The organism is Micavibrio aeruginosavorus ARL-13, assembly GCF_000226315.1.
Classification (GTDB): Bacteria; Pseudomonadota; Alphaproteobacteria; order Micavibrionales; family Micavibrionaceae; genus Micavibrio; species Micavibrio aeruginosavorus_B.
This window is the reverse complement of the sequence record NC_016026.1, coordinates 1,671,483-1,688,960: the sequence shown is the minus strand read 5'-3', so window position 1 is coordinate 1,688,960 and position 17,478 is coordinate 1,671,483. Positions and strand designations below refer to the sequence as shown.

Annotated in this window: 16 protein-coding genes; 9 read left to right on the top strand and 7 right to left on the bottom strand. The window is 57.2% G+C overall.

The features are described 5' to 3' along the window. Positions 1–19 precede the first annotated feature (19 nt). On the top strand, positions 20–700 hold the full coding sequence (locus MICA_RS07970) for a LuxR C-terminal-related transcriptional regulator (RefSeq protein ID WP_014103222.1): 681 nt from the start codon (positions 20–22) through the stop codon (positions 698–700). Between the two features lie 3 nt (positions 701–703). Here MICA_RS07970 and MICA_RS07965 read toward each other — a convergent pair whose 3' ends face one another. Genes MICA_RS07965 through MICA_RS07950 form a run of 4 tightly spaced genes read right to left on the bottom strand, consistent with a single transcriptional unit; the run spans position 704 to position 7,494 of the window. Further along, a complete protein-coding gene (locus tag MICA_RS07965; protein WP_014103221.1) occupies positions 704–2,794 on the bottom strand; it encodes a hypothetical protein in 2,091 nt (696 codons plus the stop codon). 1 nt (position 2,795) lies between these two features. Further along, on the bottom strand, positions 2,796–5,525 hold the full coding sequence (locus MICA_RS07960; protein WP_014103220.1) for a DUF4159 domain-containing protein: 2,730 nt from the start codon (positions 5,523–5,525) through the stop codon (positions 2,796–2,798). After that, complete coding sequence (locus MICA_RS07955) at positions 5,522–6,493, bottom strand: DUF58 domain-containing protein (RefSeq protein WP_014103219.1); 972 nt, start codon at positions 6,491–6,493, stop codon at positions 5,522–5,524. The genes MICA_RS07960 and MICA_RS07955 overlap by 4 nt, the downstream gene beginning before the upstream one ends. Before the next feature lie 5 nt (positions 6,494–6,498). Next, positions 6,499–7,494, bottom strand: a complete 996-nt coding sequence (locus MICA_RS07950; RefSeq protein ID WP_014103218.1) for an AAA family ATPase — start codon at positions 7,492–7,494, stop codon at positions 6,499–6,501. A 140-nt stretch (positions 7,495–7,634) separates the two neighbouring features. Between MICA_RS07950 and MICA_RS07945 the strand changes: the two genes are divergently transcribed. After that, a complete protein-coding gene (locus MICA_RS07945) occupies positions 7,635–8,117 on the top strand; it encodes a DUF1285 domain-containing protein (protein ID WP_014103216.1) in 483 nt (160 codons plus the stop codon). A gap of 8 nt (positions 8,118–8,125) precedes the next feature. Continuing rightward, positions 8,126–9,358, top strand: coding sequence for a CCA tRNA nucleotidyltransferase (locus MICA_RS07940; protein WP_014103215.1), 1,233 nt, complete (start codon positions 8,126–8,128; stop codon positions 9,356–9,358). A gap of 22 nt (positions 9,359–9,380) precedes the next feature. Here MICA_RS07940 and MICA_RS07935 read toward each other — a convergent pair whose 3' ends face one another. The 3 genes from MICA_RS07935 to MICA_RS07925 all read right to left on the bottom strand — a co-directional run bounded on the left by MICA_RS07935 (position 9,381) and on the right by MICA_RS07925 (position 11,692). Then, positions 9,381–10,103 (bottom strand): SIMPL domain-containing protein, encoded by a 723-nt coding sequence (locus MICA_RS07935; protein WP_014103214.1) that lies wholly within the window; start codon positions 10,101–10,103, stop codon positions 9,381–9,383. Positions 10,104–10,208: 105 nt separating this feature from the next. Beyond that, a complete protein-coding gene (gene hemF, locus MICA_RS07930) occupies positions 10,209–11,138 on the bottom strand; it encodes an oxygen-dependent coproporphyrinogen oxidase (protein WP_014103213.1) in 930 nt (309 codons plus the stop codon). 65 nt (positions 11,139–11,203) lie between these two features. Beyond that, entirely contained in the window at positions 11,204–11,692 is a 489-nt protein-coding gene (locus MICA_RS07925) for a tRNA (cytidine(34)-2'-O)-methyltransferase (RefSeq protein WP_014103212.1), read from the bottom strand. 154 nt (positions 11,693–11,846) lie between these two features. Here MICA_RS07925 and petA point away from each other — a divergent pair, with 154 nt between their 5' ends. The 6 genes from petA to MICA_RS07895 all read left to right on the top strand — a co-directional run bounded on the left by petA (position 11,847) and on the right by MICA_RS07895 (position 17,474). Next, positions 11,847–12,404 (top strand): ubiquinol-cytochrome c reductase iron-sulfur subunit, encoded by a 558-nt coding sequence (gene petA / locus MICA_RS07920; RefSeq protein ID WP_014103211.1) that lies wholly within the window; start codon positions 11,847–11,849, stop codon positions 12,402–12,404. A 30-nt stretch (positions 12,405–12,434) separates the two neighbouring features. After that, entirely contained in the window at positions 12,435–13,706 is a 1,272-nt protein-coding gene (locus MICA_RS07915; protein ID WP_014103210.1) for a cytochrome b, read from the top strand. Positions 13,707–13,724: 18 nt separating this feature from the next. Next, positions 13,725–14,492 (top strand): cytochrome c1, encoded by a 768-nt coding sequence (locus MICA_RS07910; RefSeq protein ID WP_014103209.1) that lies wholly within the window; start codon positions 13,725–13,727, stop codon positions 14,490–14,492. A gap of 149 nt (positions 14,493–14,641) precedes the next feature. Further along, on the top strand, positions 14,642–14,917 hold the full coding sequence (locus MICA_RS07905) for a hypothetical protein (protein ID WP_014103208.1): 276 nt from the start codon (positions 14,642–14,644) through the stop codon (positions 14,915–14,917). A 37-nt stretch (positions 14,918–14,954) separates the two neighbouring features. Beyond that, the gene (locus tag MICA_RS07900; RefSeq protein ID WP_014103207.1) at positions 14,955–15,506 is read left to right on the top strand and encodes a DUF924 family protein; all 552 of its coding nucleotides are present in this window, start codon (positions 14,955–14,957) and stop codon (positions 15,504–15,506) included. Between the two features lie 213 nt (positions 15,507–15,719). Next, positions 15,720–17,474, top strand: coding sequence for a Na/Pi cotransporter family protein (locus MICA_RS07895; RefSeq protein WP_014103206.1), 1,755 nt, complete (start codon positions 15,720–15,722; stop codon positions 17,472–17,474). The last annotated feature ends 4 nt before the right edge of the window (positions 17,475–17,478 follow it).

Sequence of the window (17,478 nt, the reverse complement as noted above, 5' to 3'; positions counted from 1 at the left end):
CTTGTTGGGAAATGATTGAATGAAGATTATTTTTGCTGATGACCATACGCTTTTTCGCGATGCCTTGACCCATTATATATTGCAGGCCGACCCCTCGGTGGAGGTTCTGCCCGCGCACGATTTGCATGGGGTCATGGAGCATTTACAAACAAACAATGATGTCGACCTGATCCTGCTCGATTTGAAAATGCCGGGCATGTCGGGCTTAAAGGGATTGGAAAAAACCATTGCCCTGCGCCCGAGAATTCCGGTCGCCATTGTGTCCGGTCTGGCCGAACAGGCGGATATAGAGGAAGCGCTGTCCATCGGCGCGCGCGGGTATTTGCCAAAAACATTACCGGGCACAGCCGTGATGCAGGCGATCCGCAAAATCGTCGGCGGTGAAATATTCGTTCCGGTTGATCACAATACGAATATGATCATGGCGTCGCATGACCATGGCGTATCTTCTGAACAATCCAGACCCGATGCTCCGGCCATTCCGGAAGATAAAAATCTGACCCCGCGCGAGCGCGAAGTTCTGGGGTATCTGATGCAGGGGGCCACGAACAAGGATATTGCCCGTGCGCTGGATCTACAGGTCGTGACGGTGAAGTTGCACGTGCGCGGTATTTGCCGCAAGCTGGGCGCAACCAATCGGACCCAGGCCGTAATTCTGGCGCAGCAGGCGGCTGCTGCCGAGCACAACCATATCCATTGATTTTTACTTCTTGGATCTGCGTCCTTCCATCCACCATGATGCGATGGCCAGTGCGAGCAGGCCAAGCGCATAGGCCCAACCGGGCAGGAACGGCACGTCCCGTGCGCCCGTGATGGTGAAGGCGTTGTTGTCGCGCAAACCAATCCACCCATTGCCCCCGGCACTGCGGCCCGGCCCGACGAAGCGGATATCGGGCATGTTCCCGGCATCACTGCTTAACCACTGCACCGTGCCGCCGGATGTTTCGGCGACGGGGCGCATGATGTCATCCGTGGTGACCACGGCGCGCATTTCCGGCGGGTTTAATTCACCAATCACGGCGAAGCGTTTTTGCGTTTCATCTTCGGCGCTGTAAACGCCCGGTTGGCTGGCCGTGACACGGGCGGACAACCATCCATCTTCACCCTGTTTCAATGTCACGTCTTCGGCTTTGCCATCCGGGTGGCGCAACGTGACGGTGTTCAGGGCGTTGTGCAGATTGCGACGCTGAATGACGACGTCGCCGCCATCGGCGGTAATCACCAATGCGTTTTCTTCCAGATCCGGTTCCTTCATCAGCCAGTGGGCCAAACGGCGCAGCAGATCCGCATGGGGTCCGCCGCCCATAAAGCCACGCGACCACAGCCAGATCTGTTCACTGGCCAGATGCGCCACGCGTCCTTTACCGACGCGGTCGAGGATCAGCAGGGGCGAATTATTGGCCCCGTTCATCAGGACATCGCCGCTTTTGGGTTTCAGCTCCGTCTGGCGCATCCACGGGCCCCACGGCGTTTCCTTTGCATCCTTATTGTCCAGCAAATGCTGGGTAACAGGATGGCGCAGACCCAGATCGGTCAGGCCGGGGGTAAATTCCTTCTCAATCACACGCCCCGTCGGTTCACCGGGCAGGATCGTGTTCAGAACGCTTTGATAGAGCGAGTTCTCTCCGGCGAAGGATGGGCCGCTGGCCTCCAGCACTGCGCCACCTTCCTGCACGTACCGCGCAATATTGGCGAAATAGAAATTCGGCAGGACCTTGTTCATCGTGTACTGGTCAAAAATGATCAGGTCGAAATTATAGAGTTTTAGTTCAAACAATTCCCGGAACGGGAATGCAATCAGCGACATTTCATGTTGCGGCGTCATGTCCAGCTTCTGCGGTTCACGCAGAATAGTGAAGTGGACCAGATCGACACCGGGGTCGGAGGTCAGAAAATCCCGCCATGTCCGTTCCCCGGCATAGGGATACCCGGACACCAGCAACACGCGCAACCGATCCCGCACGCCATTGACGATCAACGGAATACGGTTATTGGCCGCCGTGATTTCACTGGGCAGGGGGGACACTTCTAGATCCAGAATATTCTGCCCCGCATGGGCGACGTTAAACGTCACGGTTTGATCCGTATTGACCGGTACCATCTGCATATCCGGTTTTTCATCATTCGCGCGGATCAGCAGGGTGGCATATTCATTGTCGGACGGCGTGGCGCCGCTGTCGGTGACGCGGAACTTCACGGTCACGGTCTGGCCGACGATGCCATAGGACGGGGCTTCGATAATCTGTAATTGCCGATCCCGTTCGCCACGCGATCCGGTCAGGAGTGTGTGGACAGGGCCAAAGGCCTTGATGCGCGAGTTGTCACGCGGGGCATCGTGAATTTGCCCGTCGCTCAGGATAATCACCCCGGCACGGCGCTGAACCGGAATATCGGACAATGCCTGATCAATCGTGGAGAACAGGCGTGTGTCGCGGTCGCGTTCATTTCCGGCGGATACGATCCGTACGTCAATGTCGCTGTAATTCTTGAAAAACTGGTCCAGCCCGGCCAGCGCGTCATTGGTAACCTCGGCGCGGTTGTTGAAATTCTGGCTGGCGGATTTATCGGCCACGATCACGACCGTATCGGGTACGGCTTCGCGTTGTTCTTCCAGCATGGCGGGGTTGAGCAGGGCCAGAACAAACGCCCCGGCGCACAGCCCGCGCCAGATTAGCCCACGACGGAAGACGAAGATGGAGGCCAATACGCACAACGCCACCAACCCGGCCAAAGTCCAGACGATGGGTTCGGGCAGGAGGGGGGCGAAATGCAGGGTCAATGCGCTCTGGTTCATATCATTGCCCCAACCGTTCGAGAATATGGGGCAGGTGAACCTGATCGGCTTTATAGTTGCCGGTCAACGCATACATCATCAAATTGACGCCGAAGCGGTATGACATTTCCTGGGACATGGTCGGTCGTTCGGGATCGCCCTCGGCCCACATGGCGGCCCAGTCATTTCCGCCGACGATGACGGATGACACGCCATCGCGGCCGATGGCGGTTTGTTCTTCAACCCATAAATTCTTGCTGTCGTATCGTCCGGGGAAGGATTCGAGCAGGTAGAAGGAGCGTTTCAGAACATGATCCTCTGGCGCAATGGATAACGGCGGCACGTTCAATCCCGCGACCATATTGCGCAGGATAATCTGGTTCCGGCCCGGAACGCCCGTGGGCAGGGCGACGGTGGCCCCCTGATCCCGCGTGTCGAACAGGATGATTCCGCCGTGATCCAGATAATATTGAATGGCCTTCAACGCCTTGTCCGATACGGGCGGGGCGGAGGGGGCAATGGGCCAGTATAGCAAGGGGAAGAAGGCCAAATCGTCCTTCTCCGGGTCAACCATCACCACGCCTGCGGGTTCCACCGATGTGCGGTTGGTCAAAACGAAATCCATATTCTCCAGCCCCTTGCGTGCGACTGCGTCGAGGGTGGGGTCGCCGCTGCGCACATGGGCCAACCATGTGCCATTGGCGAAGTCCATCGCTGTTTGCGCACGGGCAGGCGTGGCGGTGAAGGATAATCCCAGAATGATCATGGCCGTGCCACCACTGCGCGCCATACGGCTGAGGCCGATCATCAACGGCGATTGTAAAATCATCATGATGATCCAGTCCGCCAGGAACAGCAGCAGCGCCGTGGCCAACAAGGCGGGCATCAGGTCGGTTTCCGTACCGCCGGTGAATGTTCCACGCACGACACCGTTGGGGAATGACGGCATGGCCGCGACGCGGCCAACCCGTTCGCCAACATTCAATGCGCGTTTTGCCCCGGCGTGGCCGTAATATCCCGGCGGGTGGCGCGCATCGGGCATTTGTTTATCAAAAGCGCGGGCGTCAATCGGCTCCGCCGTGCTGTCCGGGGCTTGCAAACGGCCATCACCGTCCAGAATTTGCAACGGCTCCAGCGTGCCGTCGGCATGGGTGTTGGTAATCGGCGTTCCGGCCAGCGCAATCACCCGGCGCAGCATTTGCACATACAAACCGGACAAGGCCAGATTGGACCATTCCGGTGACGCCGTTGTGTGCACCATCACCAGCAATCCGTTATCCAGTGACGCCGCCGTCACCAGCGGTGTGCCATCCGTCAACGCGGCCCAGACGCGTACGGCGTCGCTTGTCCCTGGTGCGGACAAAATCTGGCGGCGCACTTCAATATCGGCGGGCAGATCGAGGCCGTAGAACGGGCTTTCATCACCAAACGGAGCCAATGTTTGCGGCTTGTCCCATGTCAGCCCGCCATCCATCGCGCGCCCACCACGCATCAACGGCGCGGGGGTGAGGAAGGATTCACCTTGCGTCATATTCGGCCCGGCAAAGCGCAACAACAACCCGCCAGCCTTTACCCAGTTTTCCAGCGTATTCAATGTTTCCGGCGGGATCGCGCCAACATCGGGCAGGATAATGGCCGATGGGTTGGCCTGGATCAGTTCATCAATCGATCCGGTTTTTAATTCGACATAGGGTTCGATAGCGCGGGTCAGGTAATAGGGTGCATCGGTCAACGGCGCGCGTGTGCCTTCATCTTTCGTTGTGGCCAGTCCGACCATACGGCGTTCAAATTGATCATCCAGCAAAATCAAACCACCCGCACCATGGCGGCCAGACAGATGAATCCGGGCGACTTGGGACCGTAAAGATTCCGGGATTTTAATGGTCACATCCGTGCTGGTCGTATCGCCGCTTAAAACATCGACCCGTTCCAACACCCGGCCATCACCGCCCAAGGCATCAACGGCCATGGGCAATCCCGCCGGGGTTCCGGCGGCGGTGGAAATGGATACGGATAAATCCTGCCCCGGTTTTAAATGCGAGACGAGCAAGGCGGGGCGCGCGGCGGCCTCGGGTTCCAGATAGGTCAGGCTGCCATTGCCCTGCAATGTGCGGGCCAGGGCGGTGGCATTGGCGGGCGTGCCATCATTCAACCCGTGCCCAATCCAATATGTGTGAATGGCGTCCTTGGTTTTTGTGCCATCACGCACGGCGGTGGCCACGGCCGCATAATCGGCGGGCCATGGACGGGTGTGCAGGCCGCGCACCATATTGCGGGCCTCCCCGGCGGGCATGGGGCCCAACATGCCAATGCGGACCTTGCCCGGGTCGGGCGCGGTGGTCATGACAATCACGGGCAGGCGGTCGCGCGCCGCGCGGTCCAGAATTTGTTCGGCCGAGGCCTGTTGCGCGGTCCATGTCTGGGCGGCGGCCCAGCCATTATCCATGACAATGCGGATAATGCCGGATTGGTTCAAACTTTCCGCCGGGTTCAGAACGGGCCGCGCCAGCGCCAGCAAAACCAAGGCGGCGATCATTAAGCGCAATAACAAAATCCACCACGGCGTGTGGGCCGATACGCGGTCGCTGGGGTTCAGCCCCGCCATAAACCGCACGGTGGGCAGGCGGACAATTTTCGGGGACGGCGGAATAACGCGCAACAGGAACCACAAAACGGGCAACGCCGCCAGCCCCGCCAAAATCCACGGGTTGATAAAGGTCAGGCCGGAGAGTGCGGACAGCCATGCGCTCATACCATACGCTCCGTATCACCGTGGGGGGATAATGCGCCCCAGATTTGTGCCAATGTGGTCGATGCGGGCAGGGATGTGTCGTGCAACACCCATTCAAAGCCGTGGCGGCGGGCCACGCGGCGCACCGCATCCAGATGATTGTCCAGCCGCGTGCGGTATTCTTCGCGAATGCTGTCGACATTTTCGATGGTTTCGAGCGCGTCATCGCCCATGCCGGTGAAAATCACGCGGCCCGTCCATGGCAATGTGCGTTCGGCATTGTCCAGTACCTGCACCAAAACGCCGTGGCGTTGTTGCCCGGCGATGGCCGTTAAATTGCGGTCCAGTTCATCGGGATCACCCAGAAAATCACCGCACAGAACAATGGATGCGTTGGGCGTGACCGTGTCCGGGTGGGGCAAGGCATGTTCGGCGGCACGGCGTTTTTCCGCGAGCAGGGCCAGGCCGAGCGATTGCACGCCCTGTTCCCCGCGCCCCACGCGGATCGACCCGTCCAGCGGGCCAATTTGCTCCCCGGACTTGGTCAGCATCATGCCAAGGCCGAGGCAGAGCGTCACAGCGGATTCAAATTTGCTGGGCAGGTTGATGGATGACCGGAAATGCATCCCGGCATCATTCTGGACCCAGAATAAAACGGTCTGCGCCGTTTGCCATTCCTTTTGCCGGACGAACACGCGTTCGCCCTTGGCCGTCTGGCGCCAGTCAATGTCTTGCGGGCGGTCGTTGGATTGGTATTCGCGGAACTGCCAGAAATTTTCACCGGACCCGGCGCGGCGCTGGCGGTGTTCACCACCGATCAGGCTGGCCGTCGCGCGTTCGGCGGCGGCGATCAACGCGGGCAGGGCTTCGGAGGCGTCTTCCCCCCGTTGCCGCAATTTTTGTAGCAAGGTCAGCAGATCACGCCCACGCACGGTGGCGGATGTCGCGCGCTTTTTATCGGGCGTGGAGGGGCTGGCGGGGTTGGCCATGGGTGTTACAGGCCTTCGGTCATTTTATCGATGATGGTCCACAATGTAACACCGTTGGCGCGGGCTTGATAATTCAGGGCCATGCGGTGTTTCAAAATCGGTCCGGCCAGATCGATGACATCATCAACCGACGGCGCGCTGCGCCCATCCAGCAACGCGCGCGCGCGGCAAGCGAGCATCAATGATTGTGCCGCGCGCGGACCCGGTGCCCATGCGACATATTCATTCACCAGATCCGGCGCGCCATCGCCGGGGCGGCCACGGCGGACGAGGGTCAGAATGGCCTCAACCACGCTTTCGCCCACGGGCATATCACGCACCAGTTTTTGCAAATCTTCCAGATCGGCGGGTTCGAACACGGCTTTGGCTTCGGCGCGGCGGTTCGATGTGGTGGCCAGCAACATTTCCCGTTCGGCGGCCAGGCCGGGGTAATCCACATCGATCTGCATCAGGAAGCGGTCCAACTGTGCTTCCGGCAGGGGGTAGGTGCCTTCCTGTTCAATCGGGTTCTGGGTCGCCAGAACGTGGAACGGGTGGGGCAGTTTATGGGGTTTACCGGCAACGGTGACCGATTTTTCCTGCATCGCCTGCAACAACGCCGATTGCGTGCGCGGGGACGCGCGGTTGATTTCGTCGGCCATCAGGAACTGGGTAAAGACCGGACCTTCGATAAAGCGGAAATGGCGTTTTCCGTCCTCGTCTTCCTCCAACACCTCGGACCCCAGAATGTCCGACGGCATCAAATCGGGCGTACATTGAATACGGGCGGAATCCAAACCCATCACGCGGGCGACCGTATCGACCATCAATGTTTTGGCCAGACCCGGCACACCGATCAGCAGCACGTGACCACCGGACAAAATCGTGATCAGGATTTTATCGATGACGTTTTCCTGCCCGTAAATCACGGACCCGATTTCGCGTTTCGCGTCCTTCAAACGGCGGGCGGCATCGTCCAGATCTTTGTCGATGTTCGGGCGGGCGGTTGCGATCTCACTCACGGCATGGCTCCATGGCTTGGGTCAAAAGGCCCGGGTTTTGATCCGGGGCGGCTTAAGGCTATAATTCTGTTTCAAAGGATTGATTCCATTGTAATCCCCCGGCGGGGCAAAAAAAAGGCGGCCACGCGCTAAATCCCGGAATGAGCACAGAAAAATCAGCATTTTACGATAATGACGGGCGGCCTTTGTTCCGTATCGCCTATGACGGGCGGTGGTTCCATGATGGGGCGGAAATCCGCCGCGCGGCACTGGCCCGGCTGTTTTCCGACCGGGCGCTGAAACTGGATGACAAGGGGCGATATTGGCTGCGGACCCCGTTTGAAAAATATCCGGTTGAGGTTGAGGATGTGCCGTTCCTCATTGTTGGTTATGACATACAGGGCGATGTCATAACGCTGACGACTAATATGGGGGATGTGGTGGTGATGGGGGCGGATCATCCGCTTGAACTGCGTCCCGAACCGTTGGCCGGGGCGATCGTGCCCTATATTATGGTGCGTGACGGCCTGATGGCGCGGCTGGACCGGGCCGTGTATTATGCCTTCGTTGATCTGGCGGTGGAGCGGGATGGTCATTTGATCATCCGCAGCGGCGGGGTCGATCATGTTTTGGGAACAATCTAGAGAATCTTATGCTTAATCCTGAACGCACCATTCCGCCGACCGCCTGGATGAAAGACCGGGCCGTGCAGGTTGTTTTCCATGCGCTGACCGATACGGGCGCGGTGGACCCGCAAGTGTTGTTCGTCGGCGGGTGTGTCCGTAATACGTTGCTTGGCTTGCCCCCGGGGGATATGGATCTGGCCACTGTGCATAAACCGGAGGCCGTGACTCGCCGGTTAGAGGCGCAAGGCGTGCGCGTGATCCCGACGGGGATTGATCATGGCACCGTGACGGCTGTGGTGGACGGAAAGCCTTTTGAAATCACCACGTTGCGCCGGGATGTTGAAACGGATGGTCGGCGGGCGGTGGTGGCCTTCACCGATGATTGGCGCGAAGACGCCGCGCGGCGTGATTTTACCATCAACACATTGCTGGCCGATGCGGACGGGAATATCTACGACCCGACGGGAAAAGGGCTCTCTGACCTCGAAACGCACCGGATCGTATTTGTGGGTGATGCGAGCCAGCGTGTAGCGGAAGATCATTTGCGAATCCTTCGTTTCTTCAGGTTTTATGCGCTTTATGGGGCGGGGACTTCGCCCGATGCGGCGGCGTTGGCCGCGTGTCGTGGGGGGACGGATAAAATCGGCACCTTGTCCCGCGAACGCATCACACAGGAGATGGTTCGCATCCTGATGGTCGATCATCCGGCGGGCATTCTGGGCTTGATGTTTGAAAACGGCGTGATGCGGGATTTCGTGCATCCGGAATATCAGGCTTTGCGCCTTAATGCCTTGGCAAAATTACAAAATATGTATGCGGCCCCCGATCTGGCGGCGCGCATGGCTGTGGCCGCAAATGCTCAGCCAAACTGGGTTGACCAATTCGATAAATATATTGTGTTTTCAAATGCTTTGCGCGGTGATTTGATTCTGATTCTAAAGGTTTTGGCGGCTGCGGCGAACATGAAGGCGCACGAGGTCATCTATCGCTTCGGCAACCGCGCGGCGTTACAGGCCCATCTGGTCCACCACGCCATGGCGGGGACGGAACCCGCAGCGTCGGATGTTGACGTTCTGAAAAATTGGCGTGCGCCAACTTTGCCGATCACGGGTGACGATGTGATGAAGGCGGGTGTTGAACGCGGGCCGGATGTGGGCCGCATTCTGAAAACCATCGAAGAATGGTGGATTGCAGAAGATTTCCGCCCGAACGAATCCGCCTGCCGCGCCCGGGTGAAGGATGAGGCGGCGAAGCTCTAATCGCCGGGAGTTTCCCTAAGGCTTACTTCTGGAACAAATCGTACTGCACCGTGGTTACGACGCGGATTTTTTTGTTCGGGCTTTGACCTTCTTCATACTGGAATTCGGAATCGGCGGGCATGATCTGGAACTGGCCTTGCGATGCCGTTTTGATCCCGCCCAATGTCGCTTGGGAATCCTTGGCGAATTGTTCGGCCCCCTGACGGGCGTTTTGGGTGGCTTCGGCGATCATTTCCGGCTTGATGCTGTTCAGGCCTTTATAGACATATTTCGCCTGTGACGATTCAACGACAACGCCTTGTTTGAACAATTCGCCGATTTTGCCTTGCGCAGCCAGAACGGCGGCGATTTTCGGCGTTTCAACGGCCAGCGACTGGCGAATGATGTAACGGGCCTGTCCCGTATCGCCAGAGCGATAGGCCTGCGCCAGCAAATCGGTCACTTCGGTTTTCTGGATTTTGATTTCCGATTCATCAAAACCCTGTGTGATCAGGAATGTACGGGCCTTGGTCGTCGCATCGTCAATGTTGGCTTGTACCGCAGCCAGATCATCGCCCGTTGCCAGAATGGGCAGGGGCCAGACGGCCACATCGGCCACGACATTCCGTTCGGACAGTCCCTTCACCGTGACGTAACGATCCGCCTGACGGAATTGTTTCAACCCCTGCTGCACGGCATGGCCAGCGAAGCCGACGGATACGGCAAAGACGCTGGCGGAGAGTAATGTCATAATGGCGGTGCGCATGGTGTGGTCCTCTTCTCTTTCTGTTTTGGCGTCACCCCGGCGAAGGCCGGGGTCTTTTTCCCTTCTGGCTGGAAGATCCCGGCCTTCGCCGGGATGACGATTTACTCAAGGCCAGGTTACATCGGGGGGCAGGGACATCAAAATGGCTTCGGTATTGCCATTGGTCTTCAGCCCGAATTGCGTGCCGCGATCATACAGCAAATTGAATTCCACGTAACGGCCCCGACGCATGCGTTGGTGTTCGCGGTCGGCGGGGGTCCATGGCGTGTTCATATGACGGCGGACAATTTGCGGATAGATGGACAGGAAGGTCTGGCCCACATCACGGGTAAAGGAAAAGTCTTCCTCCCATGAATCGCGAATGATGTTGCCATCTACTGTGCCGCTGTTGAGGTAGTCATAGAAGATGCCGCCCAATCCGCGCGGTTCGTTGCGGTGAGGCAGGAAGAAATATTCGTCGCACCATTCCTTGAATTTCGGATAGTAGGCGGGATCGTGTTTATCGCAGCACGTTTTGAACGCGGCATGAAAATCCGCGCCATCGGACGCATGGTTTTCAAAAAACATCGGCGTCAAATCCGCGCCACCGCCGAACCAGCTTTTCGATGTGACGATCATGCGGGTGTTCATGTGGACGGCGGGCACATGCGGGTTCTGCATATGGGCAACCAATGAAATGCCGCTGGCCCAGAACGCGCCGTCATTGTTTGCGGCACCGGGAATCTGCGCACGGAATTGTTCCGAGAAGTGACCGTGCACGGTGGAAATATTCACACCAACTTTTTCAAATACGCGGCCACGCATGATGGACATTTCGCCACGCCCGCCGGGTGTACCGTCATCGTTCATGCGGTCCCATGGTTTGCGTTCAAACCGGCCGGGTGCGCGGTTGGCATCGGGGAAGGCGCAATCATCTTCAATCGATTCAAACGCGGCGCAAATTTGATCACGCAAGCTTTCAAACCACGCGGCGGCGGCGGCCTTGCGTTGTTCGATTTGGGAATGGTTTTCTGTCGTGGCGGAAGCTGTTTTCATCATGCGCAAAACCTACGCCCGCAGCAGTGTGATTTCAAGATGCATTATGGTATTGCAACTTATTGTCATTCACTCTGTACGGTGGGGCGTTCTTCAATGAAGACGTTGTTTGTCTGCCGCAACGCCTCGCCCAAAATCATCGACGTGGCGTTGACCACGTTGAGCGAGCGCAGGCCCGGGCGCATCGGGATGATGATTCGGGAATCGGCGCGGTCATGGACGTGGTCGGGCACGCCGGAGCTTTCCGACCCGGCCAATAAGATGTCATCGGCGCGAAATTCGTGGGCGGTGTAGGGAATGGCGCCCTTGGTGGTCATCAGGACAATGCGACGGTTTTGATTTTCATAATGTTTTAAAAAGGCGGTCCAGTCCCCGTGCCGGGTCAGGTCGATATGATCAATATAATCCAGCGCGCCACGGCGGATTTTCCGCTCATCCCAAGGGAAAGCGGTGGGTTCGATGACGTCCAGCCCAACCCCCATACAGGCGGCCAGGCGCATCATGGCGCCAGTATTTTGCGGAATATCGGGTTGGTACAGGGCGATGCGGATCATGTTCCCTATATAAGAGTATGTTGCATAACCGTCCAGAGGGGATGGAAGGGGGCTTGCATCCGGCCGCTATAAAAGGTAAATCGCTGGATGGTTTCACGATTGAAACTATTCAAAAAAAGACGTCTAGACCCATCAATTTTCGGACCCGTAGGCCATGAGTACACACAGCGCGACGCATCCTTCAGATAAAGATTCAAAAGGCGGCACACGCCGCGACTTCCTGTTCCTGACCGCCGGAGCATTCGGCGCGGTGGGGGCGGGGATCTTCTCCTGGCCGTTTATCGACTCGATGAACCCGGCAGCGGACACGCTGGCGATGGCCAGCACGGAAGTGGATTTGTCCCCGGTTGAAGTGGGGCAATCCATCACCGTGACGTGGCGTGGTACGCCGGTGTTCATTCGTCACCGTACGGCAGAAGAAATTGAAGCCGCGCGCGCGGTGGATGTGTCGTCCTTGCGCGATCCGCAAACGGACGAAGATCGTGCGACAAAGCCGGAATGGCTGGTGATTGTCGGGATCTGTACGCACCTGGGTTGCGTGCCGCTGGGCCAGAAGAAAACCGACCCGCATGGCGAGTTCGGCGGATGGTTCTGCCCGTGCCATGGTTCGCACTATGACCAGTCCGGTCGTATTCGCAAGGGCCCCGCGCCTAAGAACATGGTTGTCCCGGAATATACGTTCCTGTCCGACACCCTCATTCGCATCGGTTAATAATTTAAAAGAGAGCATGGAGTAAACATCATGGCCAGCGGACACCGCGCCCCGTTTGAAAATCCGGTTATTGAGTGGGTTGATTCCCGTCTTCCGATCTTCACGATCATGAATAAGGAATACGGCGTTTTCCCGACACCGAAGAACTTCAACTATTTCTGGAACTTTGGTGCGATTGCCATGGTGATGCTGGTCACCATGATCCTGACCGGGATTTTCCTGGCCATGCAATACACCCCGCACCAGGACCACGCATTCAGCAGCGTTGAGCGCATCATGCGTGACGTGAACTGGGGCTGGATGTTGCGTTACCTGCACATGAACGGTGCATCCTTCTTCTTCATCGCCGTGTACATTCACATTTTCCGTGGCATGTATTACGGGTCGTACAAGAAGCCGCGCGAGCTGCTGTGGATTCTCGGCGTTATAATCTTCCTGTTGATGATGGCGACGGCGTTCATGGGTTACACCCTGCCGTGGTCACAGATGGGTGGTTGGGGCGCGACGGTTATTTCCGGCCTGTTCACTGCCATTCCGCTGGTTGGTGATTCCATCCACACCTTGTTGCTGGGTGGTTTCACGGTTGATAACCCGACCCTGAACCGTTTCTTTGCCCTGCATTACCTGTTGCCGTTCGTGATTTTTGCCGTTGTCGGTATTCACGTTTGGGCTTTGCATGTTACGGGTTCGAACAACCCGCTGGGTATTGATGTGAAAGGGCCGCAGGATACCCTGCCGTTCCATCCGTATTACACATCGAAAGATACGTTTGGCCTGGGCGTGTTCCTGCTGTGCTATGTCGGTGTGACATTCTTTGCACCGAACCTGCTGGCGCACCCGGATCACTACATTCCGTTCAACCCGATGCAAACACCGGCGCACATTGTTCCGGAATGGTACTTCCTGCCGTTCTACGCAATTCTGCGTGCGATCACGTTTGATATTGGCATCCCGTTCACCGACATTGTCTTTATCGAGGCGAAGCTGGGTGGTGTGATTGCAATGTTCGGTGCGATTGCGGTTCTGTTCGTACTGCCGTGGCTGGATTCCCATCCGGTCCGCAGCGCGCGTTTCCGTCCGCTGTATCGCAAGTTCCTGATGCTGCTGGTGGTGTCGTTCCTGGTTCTGGGTTACGTCGGCGCGCAATTGCCGGAAGGAATCTGGGTCATTCTGGGACAGATCTGCACGACGTACTACTTCGTGTTCTTCTTGGTCATCCTGCCGTGGTTGTCACGCAAGGAAGTGGCGGAAGATCTGCCGAACAGCATTAACGAAGCCGTCCTGGCGAAGCAGTCCCACTAAAAGGCTGGAGAGAGAATTATGATGCGTAAAACATTTATTCTGGCCGGCTTTGCGGCTTTGGTTATGGGTGTGTCGGCCCCGGCTCTGGCGGCGAGCGAGGCGGTTGAGCCGCCGAAAGTGGACTGGTCGTCGAATGGGATTTTCGGTACCTATGACCGGGCATCCCTGCAGCGCGGTTTTCAGGTCTATCGCGAAGTATGCTCGGCATGCCACGGGATGAACCGCCTGTCCTATCGTGATCTGGCCGCGCTGGGATACAGCGAAGGTGAGATCAAGGCGATTGCCGCATCTTACATGATTACCGATGGTCCGAACGAAGAGGGTGAAATGTTCGAACGCGCGGGCCGCCCGAGCGATCGTTTCAAAAACCCGTACCCGAACGAGAACGCGGCAAAATCGGTGAATAACGGTGCGCTGCCTGCTGACCTGTCCTTGATCGCCAAGGCGCGTAAAGGTGGTCCGGATTATATTCACGCCATTCTGACCGGATATGCAGAGGCCCCGGAAGGGACGACGTTGCTGCCGGGCCAGCATTGGAACACGTACATGCCGGGCCACATCATTGCCATGCCGGCCCCGCTGATCGATGGTCAGGTGGCGTATGAGGACGGCACCAACCAGACCGTGGATCAATATGCCAAGGACGTTGCCCATTTCCTGGAGTGGGCGGCCGAGCCGAAGATGGAAGTGCGTAAGCAAACAGGTTTGAAAGCGTTCCTGTTCCTGCTGGTCTTTACCGGTGTGGCGTATGCCGTGAAGCGTAAAATCTGGTCTTCGGTTCACTAAGATCGTTATTTTGAACAGAATTTTAAAAGGGCGGGGGCGCAGGCTTCCGCCCTTTTTCCTTCAGGTAGCTGATCCAAATGTTAAAAGTGGCATGAAATGTTAATATTTGTCTGGTATATTAGTAAAATACGAAATGTCTCTGGAGCCCAATGAACCAGCCAATGCAAGCAAAAGTCACCCTCGCCAAAGCCCGCCTTTACAGGTTGTTCGCGTTAATTTTTGCGTTGACGGGGGTATTCATCTTCGTGAGCCTGTATCTGAGCAATTTTGAAGGCAGCTTCTTTTCAACCATGACCCAGCCCAGCGTGGTTTTGATGTTGATTATCCCGTTCCTGCCTGCCATCGTTCTGTCATGGGTGGCGGCGCGGATGGAAAAGAAGGTGATTGCCAGTCTTTCCGCGAGCGAGTCAGCCCCCAAGAAATAATGCCGGAGTATGATGTTCCGGCCCTTTTGGGGTTTTTATGCGCGACAGCAAACAGGATATTCTGCATTTCTGGTTTTCTGAAACGGAACCCGTGCAATGGTTCCAGAAAAATCCCGATTTCGACCAATCCATTCGCGACCGCTTTCGTCTGGCCTACACGATGGCACGCGATGGCGTGTGCGACCATTGGGCCAGTGATGCGGATGGGTGCCTGGCGCTGTGTCTGGTTCTGGATCAATTTCCGCGTAACATGTTCCGCGACAGTGCCGAGGCTTTTGCCACGGATGCGAAAGCCTTGAAGACGGCCCGCCTGGGCATCATGCGGGGGTTTGACCAGATTCTGCCCGTGATTAAGCGACGCTTTCTCTACCTGCCGTTTGAACATAGCGAATCCATGGAGGACCAGAACCGGGCCGTGGAATTGTTTGCAACGATGCGGGATGATGACCCGCTGGGGTACGAGTATGCGCTGCGCCACCGTGATGTGATCGAACGTTTCGGGCGTTTTCCTCACCGCAATGCGGTTTTGGGGCGGGAGAGTACGGCGGACGAGCTGATCTACCTGTCCCAGCCGGGGGCGGGGTTCTAGCTTTTTGCATAACATCTGCACCCCTTGGATTGCTGTGCTGCATCTTGTCCATTCCTTGCGCAGGGCGCTATTCCGCCCTAATATCTCCGGTTCGGAGCGGCGCTTATAAAAAGCAATCCTAAGGCCATAAAATCGCCGTTCTTGCGATGGATGATCGTCCATTCTGTGCAATTTTGCATATTTTGACCCCTCTTGCGTGACTTAAGGCGGACTATGACCCCGACGTTGGTACTTATTAATATTATTGGCGGTGTGTGCCTCTTGCTGTGGGGGCTGCGCATGGTGCGCACGGGCATCACCCGGGCCTTTGGGGCGAATTTGCGCAAGGTGGTTTCGGCCAGCACGGGCAATCGTTTTCTCAGCTTCCTGTCCGGGATCGGTGTGACCGCGCTGCTGCAAAGCTCGACCGCGACGGCGATGATTATTGCGTCTTTCGCCAGCCGGGGGCTGATTACTGTGGCCGCTGGTCTGGCTGTGATGCTGGGCGCGGATGTGGGCACGACCGTTGTGGCCCAGCTGCTGTCTTTTGATCTGTCATGGTTTGCGCCGCTGTTGATGCTGACGGGCTATATTATCTACACCATCTTTGAAGATACGGGCAAAGGCCAGCATATCGGCAAATTGCTGCTGGGTCTGGGCATGATGCTGTTTGCGCTGGGCGCGATCAAGGTTGCATCGGGTCCCATGCAGCATTCCGAAACCCTGCGCGTTGTTCTTGTGGCGCTGGAAAAAGATCCGATTTTGTCGGTCGTCGTTGCGGCCTTGCTGACATGGATGGCGCATTCGTCACTGGCGATTGTGCTGTTGCTGGTGTCGTTTGTGGCCGGGGGCGTTTTGCCGTTCGAACTGGCCTTGATGATGGTGCTGGGTGTGAACCTGGGCGGAACCATTGCGCCGCTGGTGGCCACCATGCGCGAGGGACCAGAGGCCGCGCGTGTTCCGGTGGGCAATTTGCTGATGCGTCTGATCGGTGTTGTGGCCTTTATGCCGTTGATGGGGCTGGTCATGAAAAACGCCGCATTACTGGGCGACGATCCGTCCCGTGCGGTGGTGAATTTCCACATGGCTTTTAACGTTGTATTGGCGATTGCCTTTATCCCGTTTACCGGATGGGTGGCCAAAGCCGCGTACAAATTGATGCCGGACCGTCCGGCGGAGGATGACCCGGGTCGTCCGCGGTATCTGGATACAAAATCCATGGATACGCCAACGATTGCATTGGCCTCTGCCGCCCGTGAAACGTTGCGTATGGCTGACATCCTTGAAAAAATGATGGAAGACACGTTCCGCAGCCTGAAAGGCAACAACGAAGCCCTGGTCAACCGGATCAAGGAGCAGGACAACGTGGTCGATGATATTTACAAATCGATCAAAGCCTATATGGCGCGGTTGAGCCAGAGCGCGATGGACCCGGACGAGGCCTCCCGTTATGTGCAGACGCTGACCTTTTCCACCAACCTGGAACATGCGGGCGATGTGATTGATAAGAACATCATGCCGATGGCGCTGAAAAAAATCCGCGCACAGAAGAGTTTCTCGCAAGAGGGGTTGGAGGAGATTGAACACATCCACAATCTGGTGCTGGAAAGTATTCGTCTGGCGCAGACTGTATTCGTATCCGGCGACATTCGCCTGGCCCGCAAAATGGTTGAAGGAAAGGAAGTCCTGCGTAAGGCTGAGCAAGAGGCCATGACGGCGCATATTGAACGTTTGCGCGATGCTGTTCCTGAAACGATCGCAACGTCCAGCATGCACTTGGACATCATCCGCGACTACCGCCGTGTGAACAGCTATATGTGCACCGTCGCCTATCCGTTGCTGGAACAAAAAGGTCAGCTGCGGACCAGCCGTTTGCGCCCGGAAAAGGATAAGATAGCCAAGGCGCAGGCTCTGGTCGATCGTGATCAATCCAGCGCATCCGAAGGCGATCTGGACAATCCGAACCGTGCCGTCGAGTGGGGCATTTAAGCTT